17 protein-coding genes are annotated in these 23,973 nt (G+C 71.2%); 12 read left to right on the forward strand and 5 right to left on the reverse strand.

Going from position 1 to position 23,973, the window contains the following annotated elements:
* Positions 1-25: 25 nt before the first annotated feature.
* From LRK53_RS00500 to LRK53_RS00525, 6 genes are read left to right on the forward strand one after another with little or no spacing between them, the layout of a single operon-like run.
* On the forward strand, positions 26-868 hold the full coding sequence (locus LRK53_RS00500) for a class I SAM-dependent methyltransferase (RefSeq protein ID WP_235642438.1): 843 nt from the start codon (positions 26-28) through the stop codon (positions 866-868).
* A gap of 3 nt (positions 869-871) precedes the next feature.
* Positions 872-2,107: an amidohydrolase family protein gene (locus tag LRK53_RS00505; RefSeq protein ID WP_027491254.1), complete on the forward strand. Its 1,236-nt coding sequence runs from the start codon at positions 872-874 to the stop codon at positions 2,105-2,107.
* The gene (locus LRK53_RS00510) at positions 2,104-2,802 is read left to right on the forward strand and encodes a class I SAM-dependent methyltransferase (protein WP_027491255.1); all 699 of its coding nucleotides are present in this window, start codon (positions 2,104-2,106) and stop codon (positions 2,800-2,802) included. Before LRK53_RS00505 ends, LRK53_RS00510 begins: the two co-directional genes overlap by 4 nt.
* A gap of 24 nt (positions 2,803-2,826) precedes the next feature.
* Positions 2,827-4,335, forward strand: coding sequence for a B12-binding domain-containing radical SAM protein (locus LRK53_RS00515; RefSeq protein WP_027491256.1), 1,509 nt, complete (start codon positions 2,827-2,829; stop codon positions 4,333-4,335).
* A 13-nt stretch (positions 4,336-4,348) separates the two neighbouring features.
* On the forward strand, positions 4,349-5,467 hold the full coding sequence (locus LRK53_RS00520; RefSeq protein WP_027491257.1) for a glycosyltransferase family 4 protein: 1,119 nt from the start codon (positions 4,349-4,351) through the stop codon (positions 5,465-5,467).
* Complete coding sequence (locus LRK53_RS00525; RefSeq protein ID WP_027491258.1) at positions 5,464-6,570, forward strand: glycosyltransferase family 4 protein; 1,107 nt, start codon at positions 5,464-5,466, stop codon at positions 6,568-6,570. The genes LRK53_RS00520 and LRK53_RS00525 overlap by 4 nt, the downstream gene beginning before the upstream one ends.
* Before the next feature lie 213 nt (positions 6,571-6,783).
* Here LRK53_RS00525 and LRK53_RS00530 read toward each other — a convergent pair whose 3' ends face one another.
* From LRK53_RS00530 to LRK53_RS00545, 4 genes are all read right to left on the reverse strand, one after another.
* Positions 6,784-7,731 (reverse strand): alpha/beta hydrolase family protein, encoded by a 948-nt coding sequence (locus LRK53_RS00530; RefSeq protein WP_221174162.1) that lies wholly within the window; start codon positions 7,729-7,731, stop codon positions 6,784-6,786.
* Between the two features lie 129 nt (positions 7,732-7,860).
* The gene (locus LRK53_RS00535; RefSeq protein ID WP_051257465.1) at positions 7,861-8,658 is read right to left on the reverse strand and encodes a CHAD domain-containing protein; all 798 of its coding nucleotides are present in this window, start codon (positions 8,656-8,658) and stop codon (positions 7,861-7,863) included.
* Positions 8,659-8,882: 224 nt separating this feature from the next.
* Positions 8,883-10,127 (reverse strand): nucleotidyltransferase family protein, encoded by a 1,245-nt coding sequence (locus tag LRK53_RS00540; protein WP_235642439.1) that lies wholly within the window; start codon positions 10,125-10,127, stop codon positions 8,883-8,885.
* A 7-nt stretch (positions 10,128-10,134) separates the two neighbouring features.
* Positions 10,135-11,610 carry a B12-binding domain-containing radical SAM protein gene (locus LRK53_RS00545; protein WP_235642440.1) on the reverse strand — a complete coding sequence of 492 codons (1,476 nt, stop codon included), beginning with the start codon at positions 11,608-11,610 and terminating at the stop codon, positions 10,135-10,137.
* A 416-nt stretch (positions 11,611-12,026) separates the two neighbouring features.
* Between LRK53_RS00545 and LRK53_RS00550 the strand changes: the two genes are divergently transcribed.
* From LRK53_RS00550 to ntrC, 5 genes are all read left to right on the forward strand, one after another.
* Positions 12,027-13,049 carry a phosphoenolpyruvate carboxykinase (ATP) gene (locus tag LRK53_RS00550; protein WP_037088766.1) on the forward strand — a complete coding sequence of 341 codons (1,023 nt, stop codon included), beginning with the start codon at positions 12,027-12,029 and terminating at the stop codon, positions 13,047-13,049.
* Positions 13,050-13,204: 155 nt separating this feature from the next.
* The gene (locus LRK53_RS00555) at positions 13,205-13,813 is read left to right on the forward strand and encodes a peroxiredoxin (RefSeq protein ID WP_027491261.1); all 609 of its coding nucleotides are present in this window, start codon (positions 13,205-13,207) and stop codon (positions 13,811-13,813) included.
* Between the two features lie 170 nt (positions 13,814-13,983).
* On the forward strand, positions 13,984-15,750 hold the full coding sequence (locus tag LRK53_RS00560; RefSeq protein ID WP_081666521.1) for an ATP-binding cassette domain-containing protein: 1,767 nt from the start codon (positions 13,984-13,986) through the stop codon (positions 15,748-15,750).
* A 43-nt stretch (positions 15,751-15,793) separates the two neighbouring features.
* Positions 15,794-16,804 carry a two-component system sensor histidine kinase NtrB gene (locus LRK53_RS00565; RefSeq protein WP_027491262.1) on the forward strand — a complete coding sequence of 337 codons (1,011 nt, stop codon included), beginning with the start codon at positions 15,794-15,796 and terminating at the stop codon, positions 16,802-16,804.
* 281 nt (positions 16,805-17,085) lie between these two features.
* A complete protein-coding gene (gene ntrC / locus LRK53_RS00570; protein WP_027491263.1) occupies positions 17,086-18,465 on the forward strand; it encodes a nitrogen regulation protein NR(I) in 1,380 nt (459 codons plus the stop codon).
* Positions 18,466-18,570: 105 nt separating this feature from the next.
* Here ntrC and LRK53_RS00575 read toward each other — a convergent pair whose 3' ends face one another.
* On the reverse strand, positions 18,571-22,440 hold the full coding sequence (locus tag LRK53_RS00575; protein WP_027491264.1) for a GH36-type glycosyl hydrolase domain-containing protein: 3,870 nt from the start codon (positions 22,438-22,440) through the stop codon (positions 18,571-18,573).
* Between the two features lie 187 nt (positions 22,441-22,627).
* Between LRK53_RS00575 and LRK53_RS00580 the strand changes: the two genes are divergently transcribed.
* The gene (locus LRK53_RS00580) at positions 22,628-23,962 is read left to right on the forward strand and encodes a glucoamylase family protein (RefSeq protein ID WP_027491265.1); all 1,335 of its coding nucleotides are present in this window, start codon (positions 22,628-22,630) and stop codon (positions 23,960-23,962) included.
* Positions 23,963-23,973: the final 11 nt, after the last annotated feature.

The raw sequence follows: 23,973 nt of genomic DNA on the forward strand, positions 1-23,973 counted from the left end.
TCGAGGCGGCGGAACGCGGATGGGCATGAACGGACAGCACAAACTCGAAGGCGCCGGCATGTCGCTGGACGACGCGCAGCTGCTCGACACGCAGCATGCCTTCGACAGCGTCGCCGCGGACTACGACGGCCCGCGCGGCAACAACGAGCTGATCCAGCGCATGCGCCTGACCATGTGGGACACCATGCAGGGCGAGTTCCCGGTCGCCGCGCGCCTGCTCGACCTCGGCTGCGGCACCGGCATCGACGCCGTCGAGTTCGCGCGCCGCGGCCACCAGGTCGTCGCCAGCGACTGGTCGCCGCGGATGGTCGAGCGCACCCGGGCGCGCGCGGCGGCGGCGAGCCTGTCGCCGCAGGTGCGCGCCATCCACCTCGGCATCCAGCAGCTGGACCGGCTCGACGACGCGTTCGATGGCATCTACTCGAACTTCGGCCCGCTGAACTGCGTGTCGGACCTCGCCGGCGTGGCGGCCGAGTGCGCGCGTCTGCTGCGCCCCGGCGGCCGACTGGTGTTCTCGGTGATGGGTCGGATCTGCCCGTGGGAACTGGGGCACTACGCGCTGCGCGGCCGCTTCCGCCGCGCCGGTGTGCGCGCCGCGCGCGGCGCCACCGCGGTGGGCATGAACCGCCACACGGTGTGGGCCTGCTATTACCTGCCGCGCGAGTTCTACCGCGCGTTCGCCGGCCACTTCGCGCTGGCCGGCTATCGCGCGCTGAGCCTGTTCATGCCGCCGCCCTACCTGGTCGACTACTGCCGCCGCCACCCGCGCTGGTGCGAGCGGCTGGGCCGGCTCGACGACCGCTTCGGCGCGCTGCCGCTGCTGCGCGACATGGGCGATCACTTTCTGATCGTGCTGCGGCGGCGCTGAGCGATGGACGTGCTGCAGGCCGCGCTGGATGTCAGCCTGTGCCGCGCGGCGACGGTCACGCCGGCGGCAACCTCGCGCGCGCCGCTGCCGATCCGCGCCGGGCGCATCGGCGCTTCGCTGGCCGCGCGGGCCTGGCGCATCGACCTGCGCGACCACCTGATCTTTCCCGGCCTGGTCAACGCGCACGAGCACCTGCACGTCAACGCCGTGCCGCCGCTGCGCCACGGCGCGCCGTTCCCCAACAGCTACGCCTGGATCGCGGCGTTCCAGGCGCACTTCGCCGACCCCGCCGTGGCCGCCGCGCTGCGGGTGCCGAAGGCGCGGCGGCTGCGCCACGGCGCGCTGAAGAACCTGCTTGCCGGAGTCACCTGCGTGGCGCATCACGACCCCTGGCACGCGGCGTTGGACGCGCTGGATTTCCCGGTGGCGCTGCTGCGCGACTACGGCTGGAGCTACGCGCCGGGCTGGCCCGGTTACGGGCCGCCGGTGCAGGAGAGCTTTGCCGCCACGCCTGCCGATCGCCCGTGGCTGATCCACCTGGCCGAGGGCACCGACGCCATCGCGCAAGCGGAACTCGATCAGCTGGATCAACTGGGCTGTCTCGCCGCGAACAGCGTGCTGGTGCACGGCGTGGGCCTGCGCGAATGCGACATCGACCGCGTGCTCGCCAGCGGCGCGGCGGTGGTGTGGTGCCCGACCAGCAACCACCGCCTGCTCGGGCGTTCGCTCGACCCGCGGCGGCTGTGCGCGGCGGGGCGGCTGGCGCTGGGCAGCGACTCGCGGCTCAGCGGCGCGCGCGACCTGCTCGAGGAGATGCGCGGCGTGGTCGAGCGCGGCGAGCTCGGCCCCATGCAGGTGCTGGAGCTGGCCACCACCGCGGCCGCGCGCATCCTGCGCCTGCCTTCGCGCGGCAGCCTTGCGCCGGGCGCGCGGGCCGACCTGGTGATCGTCGAGGACCGCGGTGGGGGCCCGGCCGGCAGCCTGACCGGCGTCCGCCGCAGCGACATCCGCGCGGTGGTGCGCGACGGCGTGCCGCGCATCGCCGATCCGGATTTCGCCGCATGGTTCGCCGCCGCTGGCGTGGACACGGTGCCGGTAACGCTGGACGGCAAGCCGAAGCTGCTGGCCGCGGCGCTGGCCGAGCCGGCGCTGCTCGCGCTCGAGCCCGGACTCGAACGCGTCGCTGCGCGCAACGACCGCGCGCGCGATGCCACTGCCGAAGCCAGGTGCTACCCATGACCGCCCAGCCCACACTCGAACCGCGCGCGGCCTACGCGCTGTGGGCGCCCGGCTACCCGGCGCGTGCGCACAACCCGGTGATGCAGGCCGAGGAGCGCGCGATGCTGGCACTGATGCCCGCCAGCCTGCGCGGGCAGGCCGTGCTCGACGTCGGCTGCGGCAGCGGGCGCTACATGCTGCACGCGCTGCGCCGCGGCGTGGCGCGCGTGACCGGCGTGGATCTTTCGCCGCACATGCTCAAGCGCGCCGACACGGAACTGGCCGCGCTGCATGCCGGCGTGCCGGTCGCGCTGGTGCAGGGCAGCGTGGCCGCGCTGCCGCTGCCGGATGCGCAGGCGGACTTTACCGTCTGCGGCCTGGTCGTCGGACACCTCGACAACCTCGAACCAGCGCTAGCCGAGCTGCGCCGGGTGACCCGGCCCGGCGGCACGCTGCTGTTGAGCGACGTGCATCCGATCGGCCATGCGCTCGGCTGGCGGCGCGACTTCAAGGCCGGCGGCCTGAGCTACGCCGTGCGCCACACGCCGCATCTGTACAGCCACTGGCATCGCGCCTGCGCCACGCTCGGACTGCAGATCGAACAGGTGCTGGAACCCATGCTCGACCCGGCCGACGTTCCCGCCGGCGCGCACTTCGACCGCATGGCGCTGGAGGTTCCCGTCGCGCTGGTATTCCAGCTGCGGCGGGCACCCTGACGCCGCTTGCCCGCAGGCCTTCCCATGACTTCCCCACGCACCCTGCTGATCAACCCCACCATCACCTCGCGCACGAGCGCGCGCTTCCCGCTGGCGCTGCTGCACCTGGCGGCGGCGCTGGAGCGCAGCGGCAGCAGCCGCATCATCGACGGCAACGTGGACCGCGACTTCGTCGACGACACCCTGCGCGTGCTGGAACAGGAGCGCTTCGACGCCGTCGGCGTCGGCGTGATGGGAGGCCCGCAGGTGGCGCCGGCGATCGCCGTGTCGCAGGCGATCCGCGCGCGCTTCCCGGCGCTGCCGATCATCTGGGGCGGCTACTTCACCACGCTGCACACGGACGCCACGCTGGCCGCGCCCTATGTCGACTATGCGGTGCGCGCGCAGGGCGAGGAAACCCTGTCAGAGCTGGTCGCCACGCTCAGCGGCAACGGCCCGGCGCTGGAACAGATCGCCGGGCTGTCCTGGAAGAACGCCGGCAGCGTGGTGCACAACCCGCCCCGCCACATCGTGCGCCACGACCCCGCGGGACTGCTGCCTTACGACAAGCTCGGTGATCCGCGTCGTTACCTTGCGCGCACCTACCTCGGTCAGCGCACCGTGGCGCACCAGGCGGCGATCGGCTGCCGCTACCACTGCACCTTCTGCGGCGTGGCCGCGATGTTCGGCGGCGCCACCTTCCTGCCCGCCGCCGCGCGGCTGGAGCGCGAGCTCACCTACCTCAAGCACACGCTGGGCGCCGATTCGGTGCAGTACTTCGACCACAATTTCTTCGACCGCGAGGCGGACATGGTGCCGCTGCTCGAAGTGATGGCCCGCTTCGAACTGCCGTGGTGGTGCTTTGCCCGCGCCGACGCGCTGTTGAACCTGTCCGAGCGCTCGTGGGAACTGGTGCGCAAGAGCCGGCTGCGCATGGCCTACATCGGCGCGGAATCGCCGAACGACCAGATGCTGCACGACATCCGCAAGGGCACGCGCCCGGACCAGACGCTGGCGGTGGTCGAGCAGTGCCGCCGCTACGGCGTGATCCCCGAGCTGTCGTTCATGGTGGCACCGCCCGATAACACCGAGGAAGAAACCGAGCACACCTTCGAGTTCATCCGCGAGCTGAAGCGGATCAACCCGCAGACCGAGGTCGTCATCTACATCTACACGCCGCTGCCGGAGCACAGCCGCCACGAGCAGGACCGCCGCAAGCGGCCGGGCGCGCCGCTGCTCGACCTCGATGGCGCGCCGGTGGTGTTTCCCACCACGCCGGACGAGTGGACCGAGCCGCGCTGGGTGCACTACGCCTGCCACGTCGACGCGCCCTGGCTTAGCGACCGCCTGCGCCAGCGCATCAACGACTTCGTCACCGTGCTGCGCTGCCGCTACCCCACGGTGCAGGACCTGCGCGCGCCGCCGTGGGCCAAGCGCAACCTGAGCGCCATGGCCGGTTGGCGTTACCGCTTCCGCAAGTACGACCGACCGTGGGAGCTGAACCTGGCGAACCGGTTCGTGCGCCTGCGCATGCCGCAGGTATCGGGTCTCTAGGCCGGTGCCGGCCGTGCACGTGGCGCAGATCAATTTCCTGCCGGTGCCGGCAGGCCTCGCCTCGGCCGACGTGTTCGAGCAGTGGCCCACGCTGGCCGACGTGGCCGAAGCGGTGGCCAGCGCCGGCACCCGCGTGTCGGTGATCCAGCTGGCGACGCGCCCGGAGCGCGTGCAGCGCAATGGCATCGACTACCGCTTCATTCCGGTGCCCGGCGGCGCACAACGGACGCGTCGCCTCGCCGAGCTGCTGGGCGAGATCCGGCCCGACGTGCTGCACCTGCACAGCCTAGGCTTCGCCGCCGATGCGTTCGCGCTGGCGCAACGCCTGCCGTCGCTGCCGATCGTGATCCAGGACCATGCCGACCGCCCGCCGCGCCGCTGGCGGTGGCCATGGTGGCGGCGCCGGTATGCCGCCGCGGCGGGCATCGCCTTCACCGCCGCCGAGCTAGCGCAGCCGTTCACCCGCGCCGGCCTGTTCGCGCCGCACACGCGACTGTTCGCGATACCCGAATCCAGCAGCCGTTTCACGCCGGGCGATCGCGCCCGCGTGCGCGCCGAAACCGGCCTGCACGGCGAGCCCTGCGCGCTGTGGGTCGGCCATCTGAACTCGGGCAAGGACCCGCTGGCGGTGCTCGACGGCGTGGCCAGCGCCGTGCAACGGTTGCCCGGTCTGCAGCTGTGGTGCGTGTTCGGCAACGCGCCACTGCTCGAGGCGGTGCGTCAGCGCATCGCGGGCGATCCGCGGCTGGCCGGGCGCGTGCACTTGCTCGGCAAGGTGGCTCACGCCCGGATCGAGGCGCTGATGCGCGCCACGGACCTGTTCGTCGCCGGCAGCCATGCCGAGAGCTGCGGCTACTCGCTGCTGGAGGCGCTGGCTTGCGGCGTGGCGCCGCTGGTCACCGACATTCCTGCGTTCCGCGCGCTGACCGACGACGGCCGCATCGGCCGCCTGTGGCCCTGCGGCGACGCCGCGCAGCTGGCCGAGGCGCTGGTTGATGTCGCGACGAACGGGCCATCGCCGGCGCAGGTGCGCGCACACTTCGACGCCACGCTGTCGTTCGCCGCGCTGGGCCGCCGCTGGGCCGGTGCCTATGCGCAGGTGCGCGCCGACCGGCTGTGGGGGCCGGGATGAAACTCGCGCTGGTGGTGCCGGGCGGGGTGGACCGCAGCGGCGAGTTCCGCGTGATCCCGGTGCTGCTGGCGTTGATCGGGCGGCTGGCGCGCGTGCACGAGGTGCATGTGTTCGCGCTGCAGCAGGAGGCAACGGCGGGCCGCTGGGAACTGGCCGGCGCCACCGTGCACAACATCGGCGAGGGCTGGACCCGGCTGCGCGCGATCGCGGCGATCCGCGCCGAGCATCGCCGCGCGCCGTTCGATGTGGTGCAGGCGATCTTCTCCGGCTCGTGCAGCCTGGTCGCGGTGGCCGCGGCGAAATCGCTGCGGCGGCCGAGCCTGGTGCACGTCGCCGGCGGCGAACTGGTCGCGCTGCACGCGATCGGCTACGGCGGCCGGCGCAAATGGAAAGGGCGCTTGCGCGAGGCGGTGGTGCTGCGCGGTGCCAATGCAATCACCGCAGCCAGCGCGCCGATCGTCGACGCGCTGGCTGCGCTCGGGCTCAAGGCTCGGCGCGTGCCGCTCGGCGTCGACCTGCGCGGGTGGCCGCCGCTGGCGCCGCATGCGCGCGGCACGGGGCCGGCGCGGCTGATCCACGTTGCCAGCCTCAACCGTGTGAAGGACCAGCCGACCCTGTTGCGCGCGCTGGCCGCGCTGGCCAGCACGGGGCTGGCCTTCCGCATGGACATCGTCGGCGTGGACACGCTGCACGGCGAAATGGAACGGCTGGCCTGCCAGCTCGGACTGCAGGACCAGGTGCGCTTCCACGGCTTCAAGACCCAGCGCGAACTGCGCCCGCTGATGGCCTCGGCCGACCTGCTGGTGCTGTCCTCGCTGCACGAAGCCGGCCCGCTGGTGCTGCTCGAAGCGGCGGTAGCCGGCGTACCCACGGTCGGCACCGCCGTCGGCCACCTGGCCGAGTGGACGCCATCGGCCGCGCTGGCCGTGCCCATCGGCGACTGGGCCGCCCTGGCGAGCGCGATCAGCCGGGTGCTGACCGATGAGGCGTTGCGCCTGCAGCTGGCGGCTGCTGCGCAGTGCCGGGCGCTGCGCGAAGACGCGGATCATACGGCGCGGGCGTTTGAGGCGTTGTATTTGCGGTTGGTGGCGGCAGGGGAGTGAAGGGTAGAGTGAGCGTATTGGGCATTGGGCTGGATTTGTCCTGCGATACGGCGCACACCAACATGGTGGATCACTGGGGCTCGGAGGGCACGATCGGTTTGCCGGCTCGCTGATCGCCGAGTTCTAGCGGTAGCCCTATGTTGGACCCAATAAAGACTCCCGCAAAGGGGTCGGAGGCAACTATCCCCGTCCCCCTTTGAGGGGCATAGGGCGTCATGGTCCGCGTGCTCCGGTTCGAGTCGTCAGCGTGGCGCCGGGCGGCGTGGTGATTTTCTGGTCGCGCAGCCAGTCCAGCGCGAGTGGCCAGAGCGCATCCCGAAAGCGGTCGTTGAAGAATGCAAAGTGTCCGATCGCGTCGAAGCCAAGCGCGGCGGCGTCAAGGCGCAGGTGATGCCGTTCCGCGCCCGTAAAGTACGCCAGCAGCCGGTCGATGGCGGCGGGGGTGCCGAACGGATCGTCGTCCAGGCCCAGCGCGAGGATGGGTGCCGTCACCGCAGCGAAGCGATGCACCAGCCGTGCCGCGTCCGCTCCCGGCGAGCGATGGCGCGTGAGGCTGCGCTCGAACAACGGCCCCATGCGCGACCAGTTCCGGGCGACACCCTTGGGCGTGTCCTCCATCCAGCCGAACCGTTTGGCCGGCAGATAGCCGCAAAGCGCGACCAGCAGCGGCATCAGCGCGTGCCAGCGCCAGAGCATGCCCCGACGGGCCCAGTGGGCGTAGTCGCGCCAGTAGGCGTACTGCGCGCCCACCGTGAAAATGCGGCGAACCCGCGCGGCCGTTGGCGCCACCCCGACGAGGAACCCGCCGATCGAGTGGCCGACCACATCGACCGGGCGGCCGGGGCATGCCGACACGACATGGGCCAGGACCGCGTCGAGGTCGCTCCCCCAGTCGAGCCAGCCCGCCTCGAAACCCCGCAGCGAGCCGTAACGCGACCCACCGATGCCCCGGTAGTCGAACGTGACGACGTCGTACCCGTGGTCGAACAGGTAGGCAGCGAACCGCGCATAGTATTTGGACTGCACCGACGTGGCGGGTGCAATGACGGCGACCGGACGCGCCGGATCGGCGTGATCCGGCCGATGCCACCAGCGTGCGTGCAGGCGATAGCCGTCGGCGGCGTGGATGGCGAGGGTTTGCGGATGCATGAGGTGCGTCATGAGGCCATCGATGATGGCATCAATGGGGGGACAGGCTGAATCCGACGGCGGAAACGGGGGGGCAGAGTAGCCTTTCGGAGGCAATCATCCTGAGTCAATTATCTCCGTCTCCCTTGATTCGAGCGCCGACTATCGACCCGGGACAGACACGCCTTGCCCGACCAGCATCGACTGGTTCGCCACAAGTTCTTCGCGGAGTTGCCGCCCTATCTGCGCCCGATGCGGCAGGCCGCGCATTCGCCGCAGCACGTTGCGCAGCATCTGCTGGTCCTGGAACGCGCCCAGCTGGTCGCTGAGCTTGTGCAGTGCCTTGGCGGTTTTGCTCGCGGATTCTTTCGCCGCGTCCTTCGCGATGTCGGGTTCGATCCTGGCCAGGGCTTCCATCTGCATACGCAATTTGCGCACGCGGCGGCGCCAGCGATGCAGGTTGGTCGGCAGCGGGTCGGCCTTGGCTCGCGCCTCTGCCTTGGTCACGCGGTGGCAGCTGCGCTCCAGTGCCTGCCGCAGGTCCGTGGTCTTGAGTTCGTGCCATGGCATGTCGCCCAGCTGCTGCGCGGCTCGCTCGACCACGCGGCGCCGGCGCCGGAAGTCCACGTCCCGCGCCAGCGCCTGTTGAATCAGCTCGTCGCGCCGGCGCACCAGACGCTTGATCGCTGCTGCCCACTGCTTCGCTTTGCCCCTGGCGGCGAGGCCTTCGGCCGTGTCGACCATGACGTGCGCATCGCGCAGCGTCGAAAGGCTGTCGCCCAGGCGCTCCAGCGTCCGGTCGACCGCCGTGGTATCCGGCAGGCGGTCCTCCACCAGGAACAACAGCGCGCGCAGACGCCGGATCGCCTTTCTCGCGCCATGGATGGAAACGTGGATGTGGTGCCGCGAGGCAAGCGCGCGAAGAATCGCCGCACACTCCTTGTGCACTGCCGCCTGCATGCGTTCCGCGAGCTCCGGAGTTGCTCCCGATGGCATTGCGACTTCCACCAGCCGAAACAGCCGTCACCTTAGCGGCGCGGACTGCCGGACACCAGTCCGGTGTACTCGCCTCCCACATGATCGGCACGGAAATGTTGATGCCGCGCAGCACAAGCGAGAACGGTCCGCTGCGTTGCAGCGGGCCGATCGAGTCAGCGGGAAGATGTTGCGTCGACCAGGTGGACCTATCCCGACGCGACCAGCGTGTGCTCCGTGTTCTCACGGGAAGCGAGGGGTTCCAGGGCCGCGCGCACCACATACAGCATGTCCATCCGCGGCACTGGCCGGGTCAGCCAGGTCAGGATGCGCCGGCGGTGCGCGGTGGTGACCCAGCTCTGCCCCTGCAGCCAGAGCTGGGTGCGCACCATGTCGGCGCGTTCCTGGCGCGCTTCGTCCGGCGGGCTCACGCGGTTCCGCAGATAGCGCCCGACTTCGCGAATCGAGCGCGCCCATTCGATGCCGGCGAAGGCATGCAGCCACAGTTCCGAGCACGACACCCGGGTCAGGCTTTGCCGGTGCGAGATCGTCCGCAGCAGCCGCGGACAGTCGCGTTCGAGCCGAGCCAGCACGGCGGCGGAAATCGCTTCGGGGTAGTGGCGTGCAGCCAGCCGCAGCGGCGGCAGCGCCCACCACGGCGGCTCGCTGGCGTCGGCCCACAGCACCGCCCAGTCGCTGGCGGCCAGGTGCGTGGCCAGCCGCGCGATGTCGTGCAGGTGCAGCAGGCGCAGGCTGCGCCCGCACATGTTGCCCGCCGCGTGCAGCAGCAGGTGGCTCATCAGCGCGCCCGGCGACGGGTAGGGGTTCAGCCCGGGCTCGGCGGTACGCGGATAGATGCGCGCGGTGATGTCGACCATCGACACCGGCAGCCGCTCGCGGATGCGCGTGTGCAGCTCGATGTTGACCGGCGTGTCGTGGTGCTCGCCCAGCCCGGCGAACGGCTGGCCGCTGGCCGGCTTGAACACGCGGTGCTTCCATTGTGCGAACGACTCCACGTAGCCGAGCTTGAGCAGCAGCGCGGTCGCCGCGGCGGCATCGTCCTCGCGCACCAGCAGGTCGATGTCGGCCATCGGCCGCTCGCCCGGCGTGTAGATGCCCAGTGCGTGCAGTGCGGCACCCTTCAGCGGCACCACCGCCAGAGCGGTGGTGCGGGCGTCGGCGTCGATCTGTTGCAGCAGCGCGTGGATGCGCTGGTGGCGTCGCTCCACGTGGTCGCGCTGGCTTTCCAGGAAGCGCCGCCATGACTCGTGCTTCCACGCGCAGCAGTGGCACAGCAGCGGCGACACGCCGTGCGCCACGGCGACCGCGGTGGCCAGCCGCCAATCCAGTTCGCTCCATGCCGGCGTAGCGCGGCCCGGCCCGGCCAGTTCCGCGGCGAACGCCTCGGTGATGCGGCGCAGGCCATGGCGGACGATCCTGAGTGGCGGCAGCATGGCGCGCTCAGTACAGCGGCAGGGCGACGTGGCGCGCCGGTGCGGGGGGCGGCGAGGTGGCATTCCGGTTGCGGTGCGCGCCTTCGCTGGCGATCAGCGCCGTCCACTGCGCGTCGAGCGCGGCATGGCGCTGGTCCGGTGCGGCGGGCTGCGCCTGCTGGATGGCGACCTGCTCGTGCAGCAGATCGCGCACGCGGCGGTAGAAGTCCGAGTCGTAGGCGCCGCGGAACATCATGGCCAGGTCGCCGCTGTCCTGCCAGTGGGTCTTCGCGCCCAGCTGCGCCTTCACCTGCTCGTAGAATTTCGTGCCCGGCAGCGGGTAGGACACGCTCACCCCGATGTCGTCCGGCGCGGCCTGCGCGATCAGCTCGCGGGTCGCCAGCAGGTCGGCCAGCTGCTCGCCGAGGTAGCCCAGCTGGATGAAGAAGCTCACGCGGATGCCGTGCTCGCCCAGCCGCGCGCGCGCGGTGACCAGGTCGGCGACGTGAGTGCCCTTGTTCATCGCGTCGAGCACGCGCTGGCTGCCGCTTTCCGCGCCGATCCACGCCTCCGCGCAGCCGGCTTCGCCGAGCGCGGCGGCCATGCGCTCGCTGATCAGGTCGGCGCGGGTCTGGATGGTGAACGGTACCGGCCCGTCGGCGGCGTGCAGGTGCGCGGCGAACGCCGTCACCCAGTCGACGCGGAAGCCGAAGATGTCATCGGCCAGCCAGATGTGATCCGGCTGGAACGTGCGCTTCAGGTAGCTCATCTCCGCCGCCACGTCCTCGGCGCGGCGCTGGTTGTAATGGTTGCCCCAGATCGGCTTGGCGCACCAGTGGCAGCGGAACGGACAGCCGCGTGAGGCCGCCATGTTGAGGCTGAAGTAGCCGTGCCGTTCGTGCCAAAGCGCGCGGTAGCGCTCGATGTCGACCAGGTCCCAGGCGGGGTGGCCGACCAGCCGCGGGTCCGGCGGCAGCGCGCCGAGGCGGGTCAGCCGCAGCTGCCCGCCGGCCAGCGTGGCGACGCCGCCGAGGCCGGCGGCCCAGTCGTCGCCGATTGCCGGATCGCGCTGCAGCCGCCCGACCAGTTCGGCCAGCGCGGCGATGCCTTCGCCGACCAGCACCGCATGCGCACCGGCAGCGAGGAAGGCATCGGGATGGTCGGAGGCGTCGGAGCCAGCGACGATCACCCGCGCGCCGCCGGCGCGCGCCGCGGCAATCATCTGGCAGGCCGCCTCGCGCATGCGGCCCAGGCACATCTTGGTGAGGAAGTTGAAGTTGTCCTCGTACAGCACCACCAGGTCGGGCCGGGTGGTGCGCAGCGAATCCTCGAAGTCGCCGACGCCGTCAGCGAGCATGGCGTCGAACAGGCTCACCGCGTGCCCCATCTGGCGCAGCAGCGCGGCGACCTGGATGGTGGCGAGCGGCGGATACGGCTTGCCGCGCTCCCACTGCTTCGGGTCCAACCGCAGGAAATAGCAGTGGCCGACGTGGATCCTCAGCATCGTGCGGTAGCCTCGATCATGGCCAGGGGCCGACGTGCGGCGCCATCGCTCGACGCTGCCGGGCGTAAGTGCCCCGGCGCGGGGCATCGGTTGCCTGGCGCGGCAAAAATTCCTGAAGAACGGCGAGCCTCGGCTGGTCGATCCCTTCTCCCTTCGGGAGAAGGTGGCCCGCAGGGCCGGATGAGGGCCCGGGCGAAGCAACGAGTCACCGGCATGCCAAGAAATTGGATGTCGTGCTTCGCCCGGACCCTCTCCCCAACCCCTCTCCCGGTGGGAGAGGGGCTTCAAGTAGCTGAGGCTCGGCGTTAAGCAGGAAAATATTCGGTGGGCGGGACCCGGCCCGCGCAACCTTTGCCCGTCGCAGCCGCACCTACCATTCGGCGTGCCCAACGAGGCTGGACCCGCGATCGGCGACGATGACCCTGAACCCACACCACGATGCCTGGGACGCCGCTTCCGATCCGTTCGGCGAGCGCCCGCGCCGGCAGGTTTCGCTGTGCCGGCAGATCATGGGCGGGAACTTCCGCTTCGAAAGCGCCAGCGCGGCGCTGCTGTCTCTGGTCGAGACCGCCTACGCCGGCCTGCCGCCGCACCGCTTCCCGATGGCCGTGCCGGAATTCCGCATCGAACTGCGCCTGCTGCCGCGCCGCGCGGCGCCGCCTGTCGCCGAGCCGCCGCCGGTGCAGATGCAGTCGGGCGCCGGATTGATCTGCGGGGTGATGGACGCGTCGAACTACGTGGTGCTGGCGCCAGCGCAGCGGCAGGCGCTGGTGGTGGCTTCCGCGGACATGCTCGATCGCCCCTACCACCTGCGCTACGAACTGATCGAGTTCGCCGTGTTCACCCTGGCCACGCGCGGGCTTGGCTTGGTGCCGCTGCATGCGGCCTGCGTGGGCCGGCAGGGGCGCGGCATCCTGCTGCTGGGGGCCAGCGGCACGGGCAAGTCGACGCTCGCCCTGCACAGTCTGCTGCACGGCCTGGATTTCCTCGCCGAGGACGCGGTGTTCGTGCAGCCGGACAGCCTGCTCGCCACCGGCGTCGCCAACTACCTGCACGTGCGGGCCGATGCGCTGCGCCGCGTCGACGACGCGGAGGTGCGCCGCTGGATCGGGGCGGCGCCGGTGATCCGTCGCCGCAGCGGCGTGGAGAAATTCGAGGCCGACCTGCGCCACGGCGGTGGTCGCCTCGCGCCGACGCCGCTGGCGCTGGCCGGCGCGGTGTTCGTCTGCGGCGAGACGGCCGACGACCCCGCCGCGCTGCTGGAGGCCGTGCCCGCCGCCGAGATCGCCGCCAGGCTGTGTGCCGACCAGCCCTATGCCTGCGGGCAGCCGGGCTGGCAGCACTTCGCGCGACGGCTGGCGCGGCAGGGCGTGCACCAGCTGCGTCGCGGGCGCCATCCGCGCGATGCCGTCACTGCCTTGTGCCGGCTGCTCGACTGATGCCGCCGCGCTGCGCCGGCCAGGTAACGATGGGCAGGTGTGTGGCGAAGCACTTGGGAGTAGCTTGCCAGGCGTACCCGATGGTTCGTTCAACAGGCAGAAGACGGCGCGGATGGGTTGCGTGCCGGTCGATGCCCTTCACGAGGATCACGAGAATGAAAAAACGTCTTGCGGGAGCGGTGGCCGGTGCACTGGTGGCGCTGGCCCTGGCGCTGCCGGCTGTTGCCGCGCTCAAAACGGGCGCCGTGGCGCCCGACTTCACCGCCGCGGCCAGCCTGGCCGGCAAGCACTTCAGCTTTTCCCTCGGCGAGGCGCTGAAGAAGGGGCCGGTGGTGGTGTACTTCTACCCGTCGGCCTTCACCGGCGGTTGCGATCTCGAAGCACACACCTTCGCGACCCAGAAGGACAAGTTCGATGCGGCCGGCGCCACCATCATCGGCGTGTCGGCCGACAGCATCGAGCGGCTCGACGCGTTCTCGGCCGACCCCAAGTACTGCGCCGGCAAGTTCCCGGTCGCCTCCGACGCCGACGGCAAGGTCGCCGCCTCCTACGATCTGGAGACGGTCGCGGCCAAGCCGGGCATGAAGGACGTGCACGGCGTGGAAATTGACCACGTGTTCATCCCGCGCACCACCTTCGTGATCGCCGGCGACGGCCGCATCGTCGCCGCGCTGTCGTCCGAGACCGACCACCTCAGGCCCGACCAGCATGTGAAGGAATCGCTGGCCATCGTGCAGCGCATGCAGGCGGCCAAGGCGCCCTGAAAGCGGGTGCGGGAACGCCGCGCGTGCGGCGTTCCCGCGCTCGCTGCTGCAACCTTTTCTCCGGCGCACCGCACACACCCGGCGCGGACCTTCCGCACCCGAAGAGGTGTTGCCCTGAACCGCCACGCCGCACGTCGAAACCGCGGCCGCGCTGGCCACGCGGAGCCGTCGTGAAACCGGCTGAGTCGCTGCGGGCGGCGGATCGGCCGGCGGCGCTGCTGCGCTCGCTGGCGCGCACGCTCAGCGGCGTCGAGCGGGTGGAGACGGTCGCGTACGTGCTGCTGTCGCTGGGCGCGGCGTTTGCCGGCAGCCTCGCGGCCCTGCTGCTGGTGCCGCTGGTGCAGCCGGGACAGGCGCTGCCGTTCGGTGGCGTGCTGTTCGATCCACGGCGCAGCGTCGAGCTGCAGGCCACTGCCTTCGTCGCCGCGACCGGCGCGTTCGCGTTGCTGCGCTGGCAGGCGGCACGGCTGGGTGCGCGCCTGGTCGGCCGCTACGGCATGCATTTGCGGCGCGCGGCGCATGCGCGGCTGATCGAGGCGCCGCTGAGCTCGCTGGCCGATGCGACCTCGGCCGAAATCGCCAACGTGCTCACCCACAACGTCGAGCTTATCGTGCAGGGCTTCAGTGCCCTGCAGCAGTTGCTGATCGCCGGCGTCAGCGCCGCCGTCAGCCTGGGCTTTGCGTTCTGGGTTTCGCCGCCGCTGATGCTGGCGGCGCCGGTGCTGATGGGCCTGGGCCTGCTGGCATCGCGCGCCTACGGCCGCGAGCAGTCGCTGGTCGCGCGCCAGTACGTGGTCGACATGACCCGGCTGTTCTGGCACAGCGAGGATTTCCCGCGGCGCCTGCGCCACGTTCGTTCGTTCGAGCGCGAGGCGGCTGAGCAGGCGAGCTATGGCGCCATTTCCGGGCGGCTGTGCCACGGCTACCGGCGCCAGCTGGAGCTGGTGGCGTCCGGGCGGCTGCTGCTGGAATTGCTGGCGGCGGCCGGGATCGCCGCGCTGTTCGTGCTGGCCCATCGCTGGCACGGCGTCGAGCAGGCCGAGTTGATCGCGGTGTGCCTGCTGCTCGGGCGCCTGCTGCCCTACCTGGTGACCACGCGGCAGAGCTTCCAGCAGCTGCGCTCGGCCGCGCCGGCGTTCGAACTGTGGCAGCGCTACATGAACCTGGAGCCGGTGTACGCCTCCGCGGCGTCGCCGCAGGCCGACGCTTCGGGCGCCGCGCTGCACATCGAGCGGATGCGGCTGACCCCGCCGCCCGGCGGGCTGGAGATCGGCGGGCTGGTGCTGCGGCCCGGCGAGCTGACCCTGGTCTGTGGCGACTCCGGCATCGGCAAGAGCAGCCTGGTCGACGTGCTGGCCGGCATGATGACGCCCGAGGTTTTCGTGGCGCACCGCGACGGCCGACCGATCGACTTCGGCGCGTACCGCGAGCTGGTGCGCCACGGCGCCTACGTCAGCCAGGACGTGCGGCCGTGGCAGCACTCCGTGCGCGAATGCCTGCGCTGGGCGGCACCCGACGCCACCGACGCGATGCTGTGCGATGCACTGGCCGACGTCGGCCTCGACAAACGGCTGGCCGAGGCGCCGCAGGGGCTGGATACCGAACTGCGCGGCGCGTCGAGCCGGCTTTCCGGCGGCGAACTGCAGCGCCTGCTGCTGGCCCAGGTGATCCTGCGCCAGCCGTTCCTGGCCGTGCTGGACGAAGCCACCAGCGCCCTCGACGCCGCTTCGGAAACCGCCGTTCTCGCCACGATCAGGCGCCGCCTGCCGCAGACCATCCTGGTCGTCGTGTCGCACCGCCCCGGCGTGGCGGCGATCGCCGACCGGTACCTGACCATCGGCAGCGACCTCGTCGCCACGGTCGCTGGGCGGCCGGTTCGTGGTGTGGCGGTGGCCGGATCGTCCAAGCTTCTCGAAAAAGCATCACCGCTCAGCTGAAAGTCGATTTGCACCAAGACGAGACATTGCCCATGATGGTGCAATGAACGAGCTGGTGTGGCGGACGTGGGCGGAACAGACGGCGACCGGGCTGGCCCTGGTCGACGCGAACCTGCGTCTGCGCTGGCTCAACCCCGCGCTGGTCGAAGGCCTGGGGCTGGGTTTCCGCAACGCGGTGGGACAGTCGCTCGGCCTGCTGCTGGACGATGCCGACGAGGGCGCGGCGCAGGCGGCAAAGGTGTTGGCGGAGCAGCGGTCGACGCAGTGGCGCGCCGTGGCGCTGGCCACGGCCGACGACCGCAAGCTCAGCGCGGACATCGCGCTGCAGCCGTTCGGCGACGGCCTGCTGCTGGAAGTGCACGTGCTGGCCGAACCGTCGCCGGCCACCTCGCCGCTGTCGGCCACCCTGCGCGGCTTCGCGCACGAGGTGAAGAACCCGCTGGCCGGCCTGCGCGGCGCGGCGCAGCTGCTGCAGCGACGGATCGAGGGCGAGGACCTGCAGGCGCTGGCCGGCATGATCATCGCCGAGGCCGACCGCCTCGGTGCGCTGGCCAACCGCCTGCTGCATCACGACGGCGCGGCGCAGCTCGGCCCGGTCAACATCCATCGCCTGCTGGAGCGGCTCGCCGACCTGCTGCTGGCCGAACCCGCGCCGCCGCAGCTGCGCCACGACTACGACCCCAGCGTGCCCGACCTGCACGGCGACGCCGATCGCCTGCAGCAGATCCTGCTGAACCTTGCGCGCAACGCGCTGGAAGCCGGCGCACGCACGCTCACCCTGCGCACGCGGATCGAGCACGGCGTGCGCGTGGGCGAGCGGATGCTGCGCATGGCGCTGCGCGTGGACGTGATCGACGACGGCCCCGGCGTGCCCGCCGCGCTGCGCGACACCTTGTTCCAGCCGCTGGTCTCCGGCCGCGCCGACGGCACTGGCCTGGGCCTGGCGCTGTCGCGCGAGATCGCCCACGAACACGGTGGCGAACTGCGCTACGCCAGCCGCCCCGGCCACACCGTGTTCTCGCTGTACCTGCCCATGGAGCGCCCGCATGACTGATTCGCGCATGCACGCTCTGCTCCCTCCCCTGCGTCGCAGGGGAGGGCTGGGGTGGGGTGCGCTCTTGATCTCTCTCGCGACCCGGCGCAACCCCCTCCCAACCTCCCCCTGCAGGCAGGGGGAGGAGCTCGGCGGAGCGAGCCATGTCCCGCACGTGCTCCCTCCCTTACGTAGCAGGGGAGGGCTGGGGTGGGGTGCGCTCTCGATCTTCCCCGCCACCCGGCGCTACCCCCTCCCAACCTCCCCCTGCAGGCAGGGGGAGGAATCCGTAGAGATGAGCGATGACTGACGAAATCTGGATACTCGACGACGACCGTGGCGTGCGCTTCGTGCTGGCCGAGGCGCTGCGCGACGCCGGGCTCGCGGTGCGCGAGTTCGATGCGGTGGCTGCTGTGCGCGCGGCGCTGCGCGAGGCGCGCCCCGCGCTGCTGCTCACCGACGTGCGCATGCCGGGCGAGGACGGGCTGGGCCTGCTCGGCGGGCTCAAGGCAGAGGGCATCGGTCCGGTGATCGTGATGAGTGCGTACACCGACGTGGCCACCACCGCCGCGGCGTATCGCGCTGGGGCGGTGGACTACCTGGCCAAGCCGTTCGACCTCGATCAGGCGGTGGCCGCGGTGCAGCGCGCGCTGGCCAGCGTGGCCGGGCCGGCAGTGCCCGCCGGCCCGGCGCTCGCGCCGAACCATGCGCTGCTCGGCGAAAGCGCGCCGATGCGCGAGGTGTTCCGGCTGATCGGCCGCGTCGCCGCCAGCGACCTCAACGTGCTGGTCACCGGCGAGACCGGCACCGGCAAGGAACTGGTGGCGCGCGCGCTGCACGAGGAAAGCGCGCGCCGCGACAAGCCCTTCGTGGCGCTGAACACCGCGGCGATTCCGTCGGAGTTGCTGGAGAGCGAACTGTTCGGCCACGAGGCCGGCGCGTTCACCGGCGCCACCCGCCGCGTCGCCGGGCGCTTCGAGCAGGCCGAGGGCGGCACGCTGTTCCTCGACGAGATCGGCGACATGCCGCTGATCCTGCAGACGCGGCTGCTGCGCGTGCTGGCCGGCGGCGAGTTCTACCGCGTGGGTGGGCGCGAGCTGATCCGCTGCAACGTGCGCATCGTCGCCGCCACCCACCAGGATCTCGCCGCGCGCGTCGCCGCCGGCGCGTTCCGCGCCGACCTGATGCATCGCCTCGACGTGGTTCGCATCCATCTCCCTGCACTGCGCGAGCGCCGCAACGACATTCCGCTGCTGGCCCGCCACTTCCTTGCCGCCGCTGCGCAAGAGCTGAAGCTGCCGCCGAAGCGCTACTCGAAGGCCGCGCTGAAGCTGGTCGCCCAGCGCGACTACCCCGGTAATGTGCGCGAGCTGGAGAACCTGTGCCGGCGGCTGGCGGTGATCGCGCCAGGTAGCGAGATCCTGCCGACCGACCTCGGCAGCAGCGCCGAGGCGGCGCGCGGCGGCGAGTGGACCGACGCACTGCGCGAGTGGGCCGCGCAGGCGCTGGCCGACGGCGAGGCGGACATCCACGCGCGCGCCCGCGCGGCGCTCGACCAGACCTTGCTGCAAGCCGCGCTGCAGGCGCACGAGGGACACCGACAGAACGCGGCGCAGGCGCTGGGCGTGGGCCGCAATACGCTGACCCGCAAGCTCGGCGCCTCGCGCACCCGGCGCGGGTGACGCCCGCGACGCCTCCTCCTCCTTGTGTCGTCCTCCCGCGTAGGGCGGGCACTGCCCGCCGCTTCTGCGTAGGCGTCGCATGGCGAATGGCGGGCGGTGCCCGCCCTACGGTCCAAGGGTGATGCGCAGGCGGTGTGTGCCGCCGTCATCGGCCAGCGGCACCTCCTCGCTGGCAACTAGCGTTTGGCCGTCCAGTTCAACCTTCGCCACACCACGGCAAACCCGCTGCGGGTTCTCCACCTCGATCTCGTAGCAGGTGACATGCCGTTCGCCGTGGCGGCGGTAGCTGAGCCGGAAACCTGGCCAGTCCTTCGGCATGCACGGCTCGATGCGCAGCCGCTCGCCATGCAGATGGAAGCCGAGCAATGCCTCCAGTCCGGCGCGATACAGCCAGCCGGCGGAGCCGGTGTACCAGGTCCAGCCGCCGCGGCCGAGGTGCGGCGCCACCGAATAGACGTCCGCACAGGCGACGTAGGGTTCCACCTTGTAGCGCTCGATCGCTTCGGGGCTGTCGCCGTGGCGGATCGGGTTGAGCAGGTTGAACAGTCCGCCGGCACGGTCGCCGTCGCCGAGGCCGGCCCAGGCGAAGATCGACCAGACCGCGCCGTGCGTGTACTGGCCACCGTTCTCGCGCACGCCGGGCGGGTAGCCCTTGATATAGCCGGGGTTCTCGCGGCTGTGGTCGAACGGCGGGGTGAACAGGCGCGCGATGCGATTGTCGTGGTCGAGCAGCAGGCGATCGACCGAGTCCATCGCCTGCACCGCGTGCGCGCGATCGGTGATGCCGGCCAGCACGCTCCACGATTGCGCGATGGCGTCGATGCGGCACTCGTCGCTTGCGTGCGAACCCAGCGGCGTGCCGTCGTCGTAGTAGCCGCGGCGATACCACTGGCCGTCCCACGCCCGTTCCAGCGCGGCACGCAGCGCGTCGGCATGGCTGCGCCAGCGCTGCGCGCGCTCCTGCTCGTCGCGTCGTTCGGCGTACGGCGCCAGCGCGCCGATGGTGGCGAGCAGGAACCAGCCAAGCCAGCTGCTCTCGCCGCGTCCCTCGGCGCCGACCGCGTTCATGCCGTCGTTCCAGTCGCCGCTGCCGATCGGCGGCAGGCCGTGCGCGCCGCAGGCGAGGCTGGTGTCGATCGCCAGCGCGCAGTGCTCGTACACGCTGGCTTGCCGCTCGGAGGGCTCGGGCTGGAAGAACGCGTCGGTGGCGCCGTCGGGTATCGGCTGGCCGGCGAGGAACGGCAGCGCTTCGTCCAGCACGGCTGCATCGCCGCTCACCTCGACGTAATGCATGGCCACGTACGCCAGCCAGAGGCAATCATCGCTGACTTTCGTGCGGATGCCCTGGCCGTGCGGCGGCAGCCACCAGTGCTGCACGTCGCCTTCGGCGAACTGGCGGCCGGCGGCGCGCAGCAGGTGTTCGCGGGCGAGATCGGGGCGGCTCACGCACAGCGCCATCACATCCTGCAGCTGGTCGCGGAAACCGTAGGCGCCGCTGGCCTGGTAGTAGGCGGTGCGCGCCCACAGCCGGCAACCGGCGACCTGGTACGGCAGCCAGTCGTTGAGCAGGATGTCCAGCGCACGATCGGGCGTGCGCACCTGCACGGCATCGAGCAGGCCATTCCACTGCGCGGCGATGTCGGCGTGCACGTCGTCCATGTCGATCACGCGATATTTCTCCACCAGCGCCTGCGCGGCGGCCTCGTCGGTGGCCTCGCCGAGCAGAAGCCGCAGGTCGAGCTGCGTGCCCGGCGGCAGTTCGATGCGCACCTGCAGGGCGCCGCACGGTTCCAGTCCGGCACCGAGACGGCCGGACAGCGGCGCGCCGTCGCGCAGCGCGAGCGGCAGCGCGACCGTGCCGAGCGGCCCCAGGAATTCGTAGCGGTCGCCGCTCATCGAATGCGCGGGTCCGGCCAGGTCGATGAACGCCACGCGGTCGCCGAAGTCGGGCCGCCAGCGGTTGCGCGCGAACAAGGCGCCGGTGCGCTCGTCACGCGACGTGATCACGAACGGCGCCGGCGTGCTGCCGTTCGCGCCCAGCGCCCACTCGACGTAAGCGGTCACCGACAGCCGCCGCGCGCGCGGCGAGCGATTGCGCAGGCGCAGGCGCGACAGCTTGAGCGGGTCGTCCGTCGGCACGCACTGCAGCAGCTCCAGTTCGATGCCGTGCGCGTCGTTCTCGAAGCGCGTCCAGCCCTTGCCGTGGGTGGCCGCGTAGTGCGCGCCGGCCACGCGGATCGGCAGCGCGGTGGCGCTCCACAGCACGCCGGTGTCCTCGTCGCGCAGGTACAGCACGTCGTGCGGGCTGTCGCTGACCGGATCGTTCGGCCACGGCGTCAGCGGATTCTGCTGGCTGTTGAGCGACCATGCGTAGCCGCCGCCTTCGGCCGACAGCATGCAGCCGAACGCGGGGTTGGCGATCACGTTCACCCACGGTGCGGGCGTGGGGCGCTGTTCGTCGAGTTCGATCCGGTAGGCGCGGCCACCATCGACGAAGCCGCCGTAGCCGTTGGCGAATTCCGGCGCGTCGGTGCTGGCGGTGACGGCGGCAGCCGCAGCCGTGGTGGCTGCGCGGATCGCCGATGGCGCGGCGGGGGCGGGCGTCGACCCGGGCGCGGCCGGCGCCGGCGGCGCGCCATCCAGCACCACGCGCGCGACCGTCAGCAGGCCGTTGCGCAGGTCCTCGCCGATCGCGTCGTCGCGCAACGCGAACAGTTCGGCCTTGGGCAACCGGTCACCGGTTTTCAGGCGCGCCTGCTGCGCACTCACCAGCGGATCGAGCGCGGCTTGCCACGCGTCGCCGGCGCCGTGCAGCAACACCACGTCGACGGCGAGTTGCTGGCTGCGCCAATACTGCTGTGCCTGCAGCACCTCGTTCACGCGCGCCAGGTCGTCGGCTTCGCCGAGGCGAAGCAGGATGATCGGCCGGTCGCCGGAGATGCCGGCGGACCACAGCACTGGCGCGCCGCCGCGGCCGCGCGCCAGCGCGTCGGGCGCCGCGCGCTGGCGCGGATCGTTGTACAGCAGCGCGCTCATCCAGCCGGTGAATCGCGCCGCCTGCGCGGCGCCGATGCCGAGTCGTCGGCGCTCGGCTTCGGCCTGTTGCCCGGCGCCGTCGAACAACCGCTCGGCGGCGTCCGCATCGCCGAGTTGGGTGGTCAGCGCCATGGCGCCGTCGCGCGAATCGGCCAATCGCGTCCACAGCAGCAGGGTCACGCTGCTGTCCGGCGCCAGCGTGAAGCGTCGGCGCAGGCTGAATACTGGATCGAGCACGCAGCCGACCGTGTTCGACAACGCGGCCCCCGGCTGCATCGCCTGCGCATCACGCAGCGTGCGCAGGCGACCGAGGAAGCGCGCACGGTCGGTTTCGCATTCGCCGGCATCGCCGCCTTCCGCCCCGGCGATCTGCATCGCCTGCGCGGCCCACACCTCGGCCTCGCTGGCGTCGCGCCGCCGCCGCGTGGCCAGCAGCATGCCGTGTGTGGCGTCCCGCGCGGTCTGCACGAACATCTTGGAGAACGCCGGATGCGCGTCGTCGGCACTGATCTGGCCGAGCACCAACTCTGCGTACGAAGTCAGCGACAGCGTGCGCTTGCGGTCGCCGTGGTTGCTCAAGCTGAGCCGGCGCAGTTCGATGTCGGCGTCGGCGGCTACCGCCACCTCCAGCACGCTATGTACGCTGTGGTGGCGCCGGCTGAAACGGGCGCAGCCGGCGTCGAACGCGACCGCGTCGTCCGGCCTGTGCGTGCCATACGGCTGCCGGCTGGCTGACCAGGCTTCACCGTCATCCTCGTCGCGCAGCAGCAGGTAGCTGCCCCAGCCGTCACCGACCGGATCCTCGCGCCAGCGCGTCACCGCCAGGCCGCGCCAGCGGCTGAAGCCGGCGCCGTTCGCGCCCAGCATCACGCTGTAGCGACCGTTGGACAGCAGGCAGCGCTGCTCCGCATCGATGCTGCGCGAGGAAGGCGATGGCATGGCGACTCCGTCGACGGCGACGAAAGTTCCAGCGTGCGCCGCGCGAAGCATAGGCGGCGTCAATCCGCGCTTCACCCTGCCGCGGAGTAGGATGCATGCCGCATCCATCGAGCATGCGGGTCCGGCGCCGAGGCGCGGCGTCTAGCGCGCCCGGGTGCCCTCACTGCGACAGGCCACGACGAGATCCATGCGTTCCCACCCGCCCAGCCATCCGCTCGGATCCGATACGCGGCTGCAGCGCCTGCAGAACAAGGCGTTCGCCTACTTCCAGTACGAGACGAACCTGCAGAACGGCCTGGTCTCCGACAAGACCGCGCCGGACTGGCCGGCCAGCATCGCCGCGACCGGGCTGGCGCTGAGCTGCTACCCGGTGGCGGTCGAACGCGGGCTGATGAGCCGGCACGAGGCGATCAAGCGCACGCTCGCCGCGCTGCGCTTCTTCCGCGACAGTCCGCAGGGCACCGAACCTGACGCCAGCGGCTACCGCGGCTTCTATTACCACTTCCTCGACATGCAGACCGGCCGGCGCGTGTGGCAGTGCGAACTGTCCACCGTGGACAGCGCCTTCCTGTTCGCCGGCATGCTGACCGCCGCCGCGTACTTCGACGACGACAGCGCCGAGCAGAAGGAGATCCGCGACACGGCGAACTTCCTCTATCAGCGCGCCGACTGGCCGTGGGCGCAGGCCGCGGACGGCACCATCGGCCACGGCTGGCACCCGGAAAGCGGCTTCATCCCGCATCGCTGGCAGGGCTACGACGAGGGCCTGCTGCTGTACGTGCTGGCGCTCGGCTCGCCGACACATCCGCTGCCGCCCGCAGCCTATGCGGCCTGGTCGTCCACCTACGAGTGGAAGCGCTGCTACGACATCGACTACCTGTACTGCGGCCCACTGTTCACCCACCAGCTGTCGCAGGTGTGGATCGACTTTCGCGGCATCCGGGACGCGTTCATGCGCGGCAAGGGCATCGACTATTTCGAGAACAGCCGCCGCGCCACCCTGGTCCAGCAGCGCTATGCGAGCGACAACCCGCTGGGCTTCAAGGGCTACGGCGAGCACTGCTGGGGCATCACCGCCAGCGACGGGCCCGGCCCGGCGACACTGAAGATCGACGGCATCGAGCGCCGGTTCTACGACTACGTCGGCCGCGGCGCGCCGTACGGCATCGACGACGGCACGCTGGCGCCGTGGGCGGTAGTGGCGTCGCTGCCGTTCGCGCCGGAGATCGTGCTGCCGACGGTGCACTACTTCATCCACACGCTGCAGCTGCACGACGCGCATCCCTACGGCTTCAAGGCCAGCTTCAACCAGACCTGGGTCGACAAGCCCGGCCAGCCGCTGGACGGCTGGGTATCGCCGTACTGTTTCGGTGTCAACCTCGGCCCGATCATGCTGATGGTGGAGAACCATCGCAGCGGCATGCCATGGCAGCTGATGCGCGGCTGCCGCGCCATCGTCGACGGGCTGCGCCGCGCCGGCTTCGACGGCGGCTGGCTGGATGCCGGCAAACGGCACGCATGAACACGACAACC

Source organism: Rhodanobacter thiooxydans (assembly GCF_021545845.1).
GTDB lineage: Bacteria > Pseudomonadota > Gammaproteobacteria > Xanthomonadales > Rhodanobacteraceae > Rhodanobacter.

Excerpts from the sequence above, each read along its gene's own strand:
- LRK53_RS00500 (WP_235642438.1), top strand. The coding sequence starts at position 26 with ATGAACGGACAGCACAAACTCGAAGGCGCCGGCATGTCGCTGGACGAC.
- LRK53_RS00505 (WP_027491254.1), top strand. The coding sequence starts at position 872 with ATGGACGTGCTGCAGGCCGCGCTGGATGTCAGCCTGTGCCGCGCGGCG.
- LRK53_RS00510 (WP_027491255.1), top strand. The coding sequence starts at position 2,104 with ATGACCGCCCAGCCCACACTCGAACCGCGCGCGGCCTACGCGCTGTGG.
- LRK53_RS00515 (WP_027491256.1), top strand. The coding sequence starts at position 2,827 with ATGACTTCCCCACGCACCCTGCTGATCAACCCCACCATCACCTCGCGC.
- LRK53_RS00525 (WP_027491258.1), top strand. The coding sequence starts at position 5,464 with ATGAAACTCGCGCTGGTGGTGCCGGGCGGGGTGGACCGCAGCGGCGAG.
- LRK53_RS00530 (WP_221174162.1), bottom strand. The coding sequence starts at position 7,731 with ATGACGCACCTCATGCATCCGCAAACCCTCGCCATCCACGCCGCCGAC.
- LRK53_RS00535 (WP_051257465.1), bottom strand. The coding sequence starts at position 8,658 with ATGCAGGCGGCAGTGCACAAGGAGTGTGCGGCGATTCTTCGCGCGCTT.
- LRK53_RS00540 (WP_235642439.1), bottom strand. The coding sequence starts at position 10,127 with ATGCTGCCGCCACTCAGGATCGTCCGCCATGGCCTGCGCCGCATCACC.
- LRK53_RS00545 (WP_235642440.1), bottom strand. The coding sequence starts at position 11,610 with ATGCTGAGGATCCACGTCGGCCACTGCTATTTCCTGCGGTTGGACCCG.
- LRK53_RS00550 (WP_037088766.1), top strand. The coding sequence starts at position 12,027 with ATGACCCTGAACCCACACCACGATGCCTGGGACGCCGCTTCCGATCCG.
- LRK53_RS00555 (WP_027491261.1), top strand. The coding sequence starts at position 13,205 with ATGAAAAAACGTCTTGCGGGAGCGGTGGCCGGTGCACTGGTGGCGCTG.
- LRK53_RS00565 (WP_027491262.1), top strand. The coding sequence starts at position 15,794 with ATGAACGAGCTGGTGTGGCGGACGTGGGCGGAACAGACGGCGACCGGG.
- ntrC (WP_027491263.1), top strand. The coding sequence starts at position 17,086 with ATGACTGACGAAATCTGGATACTCGACGACGACCGTGGCGTGCGCTTC.
- LRK53_RS00575 (WP_027491264.1), bottom strand. The coding sequence starts at position 22,440 with ATGCCATCGCCTTCCTCGCGCAGCATCGATGCGGAGCAGCGCTGCCTG.
- LRK53_RS00580 (WP_027491265.1), top strand. The coding sequence starts at position 22,628 with ATGCGTTCCCACCCGCCCAGCCATCCGCTCGGATCCGATACGCGGCTG.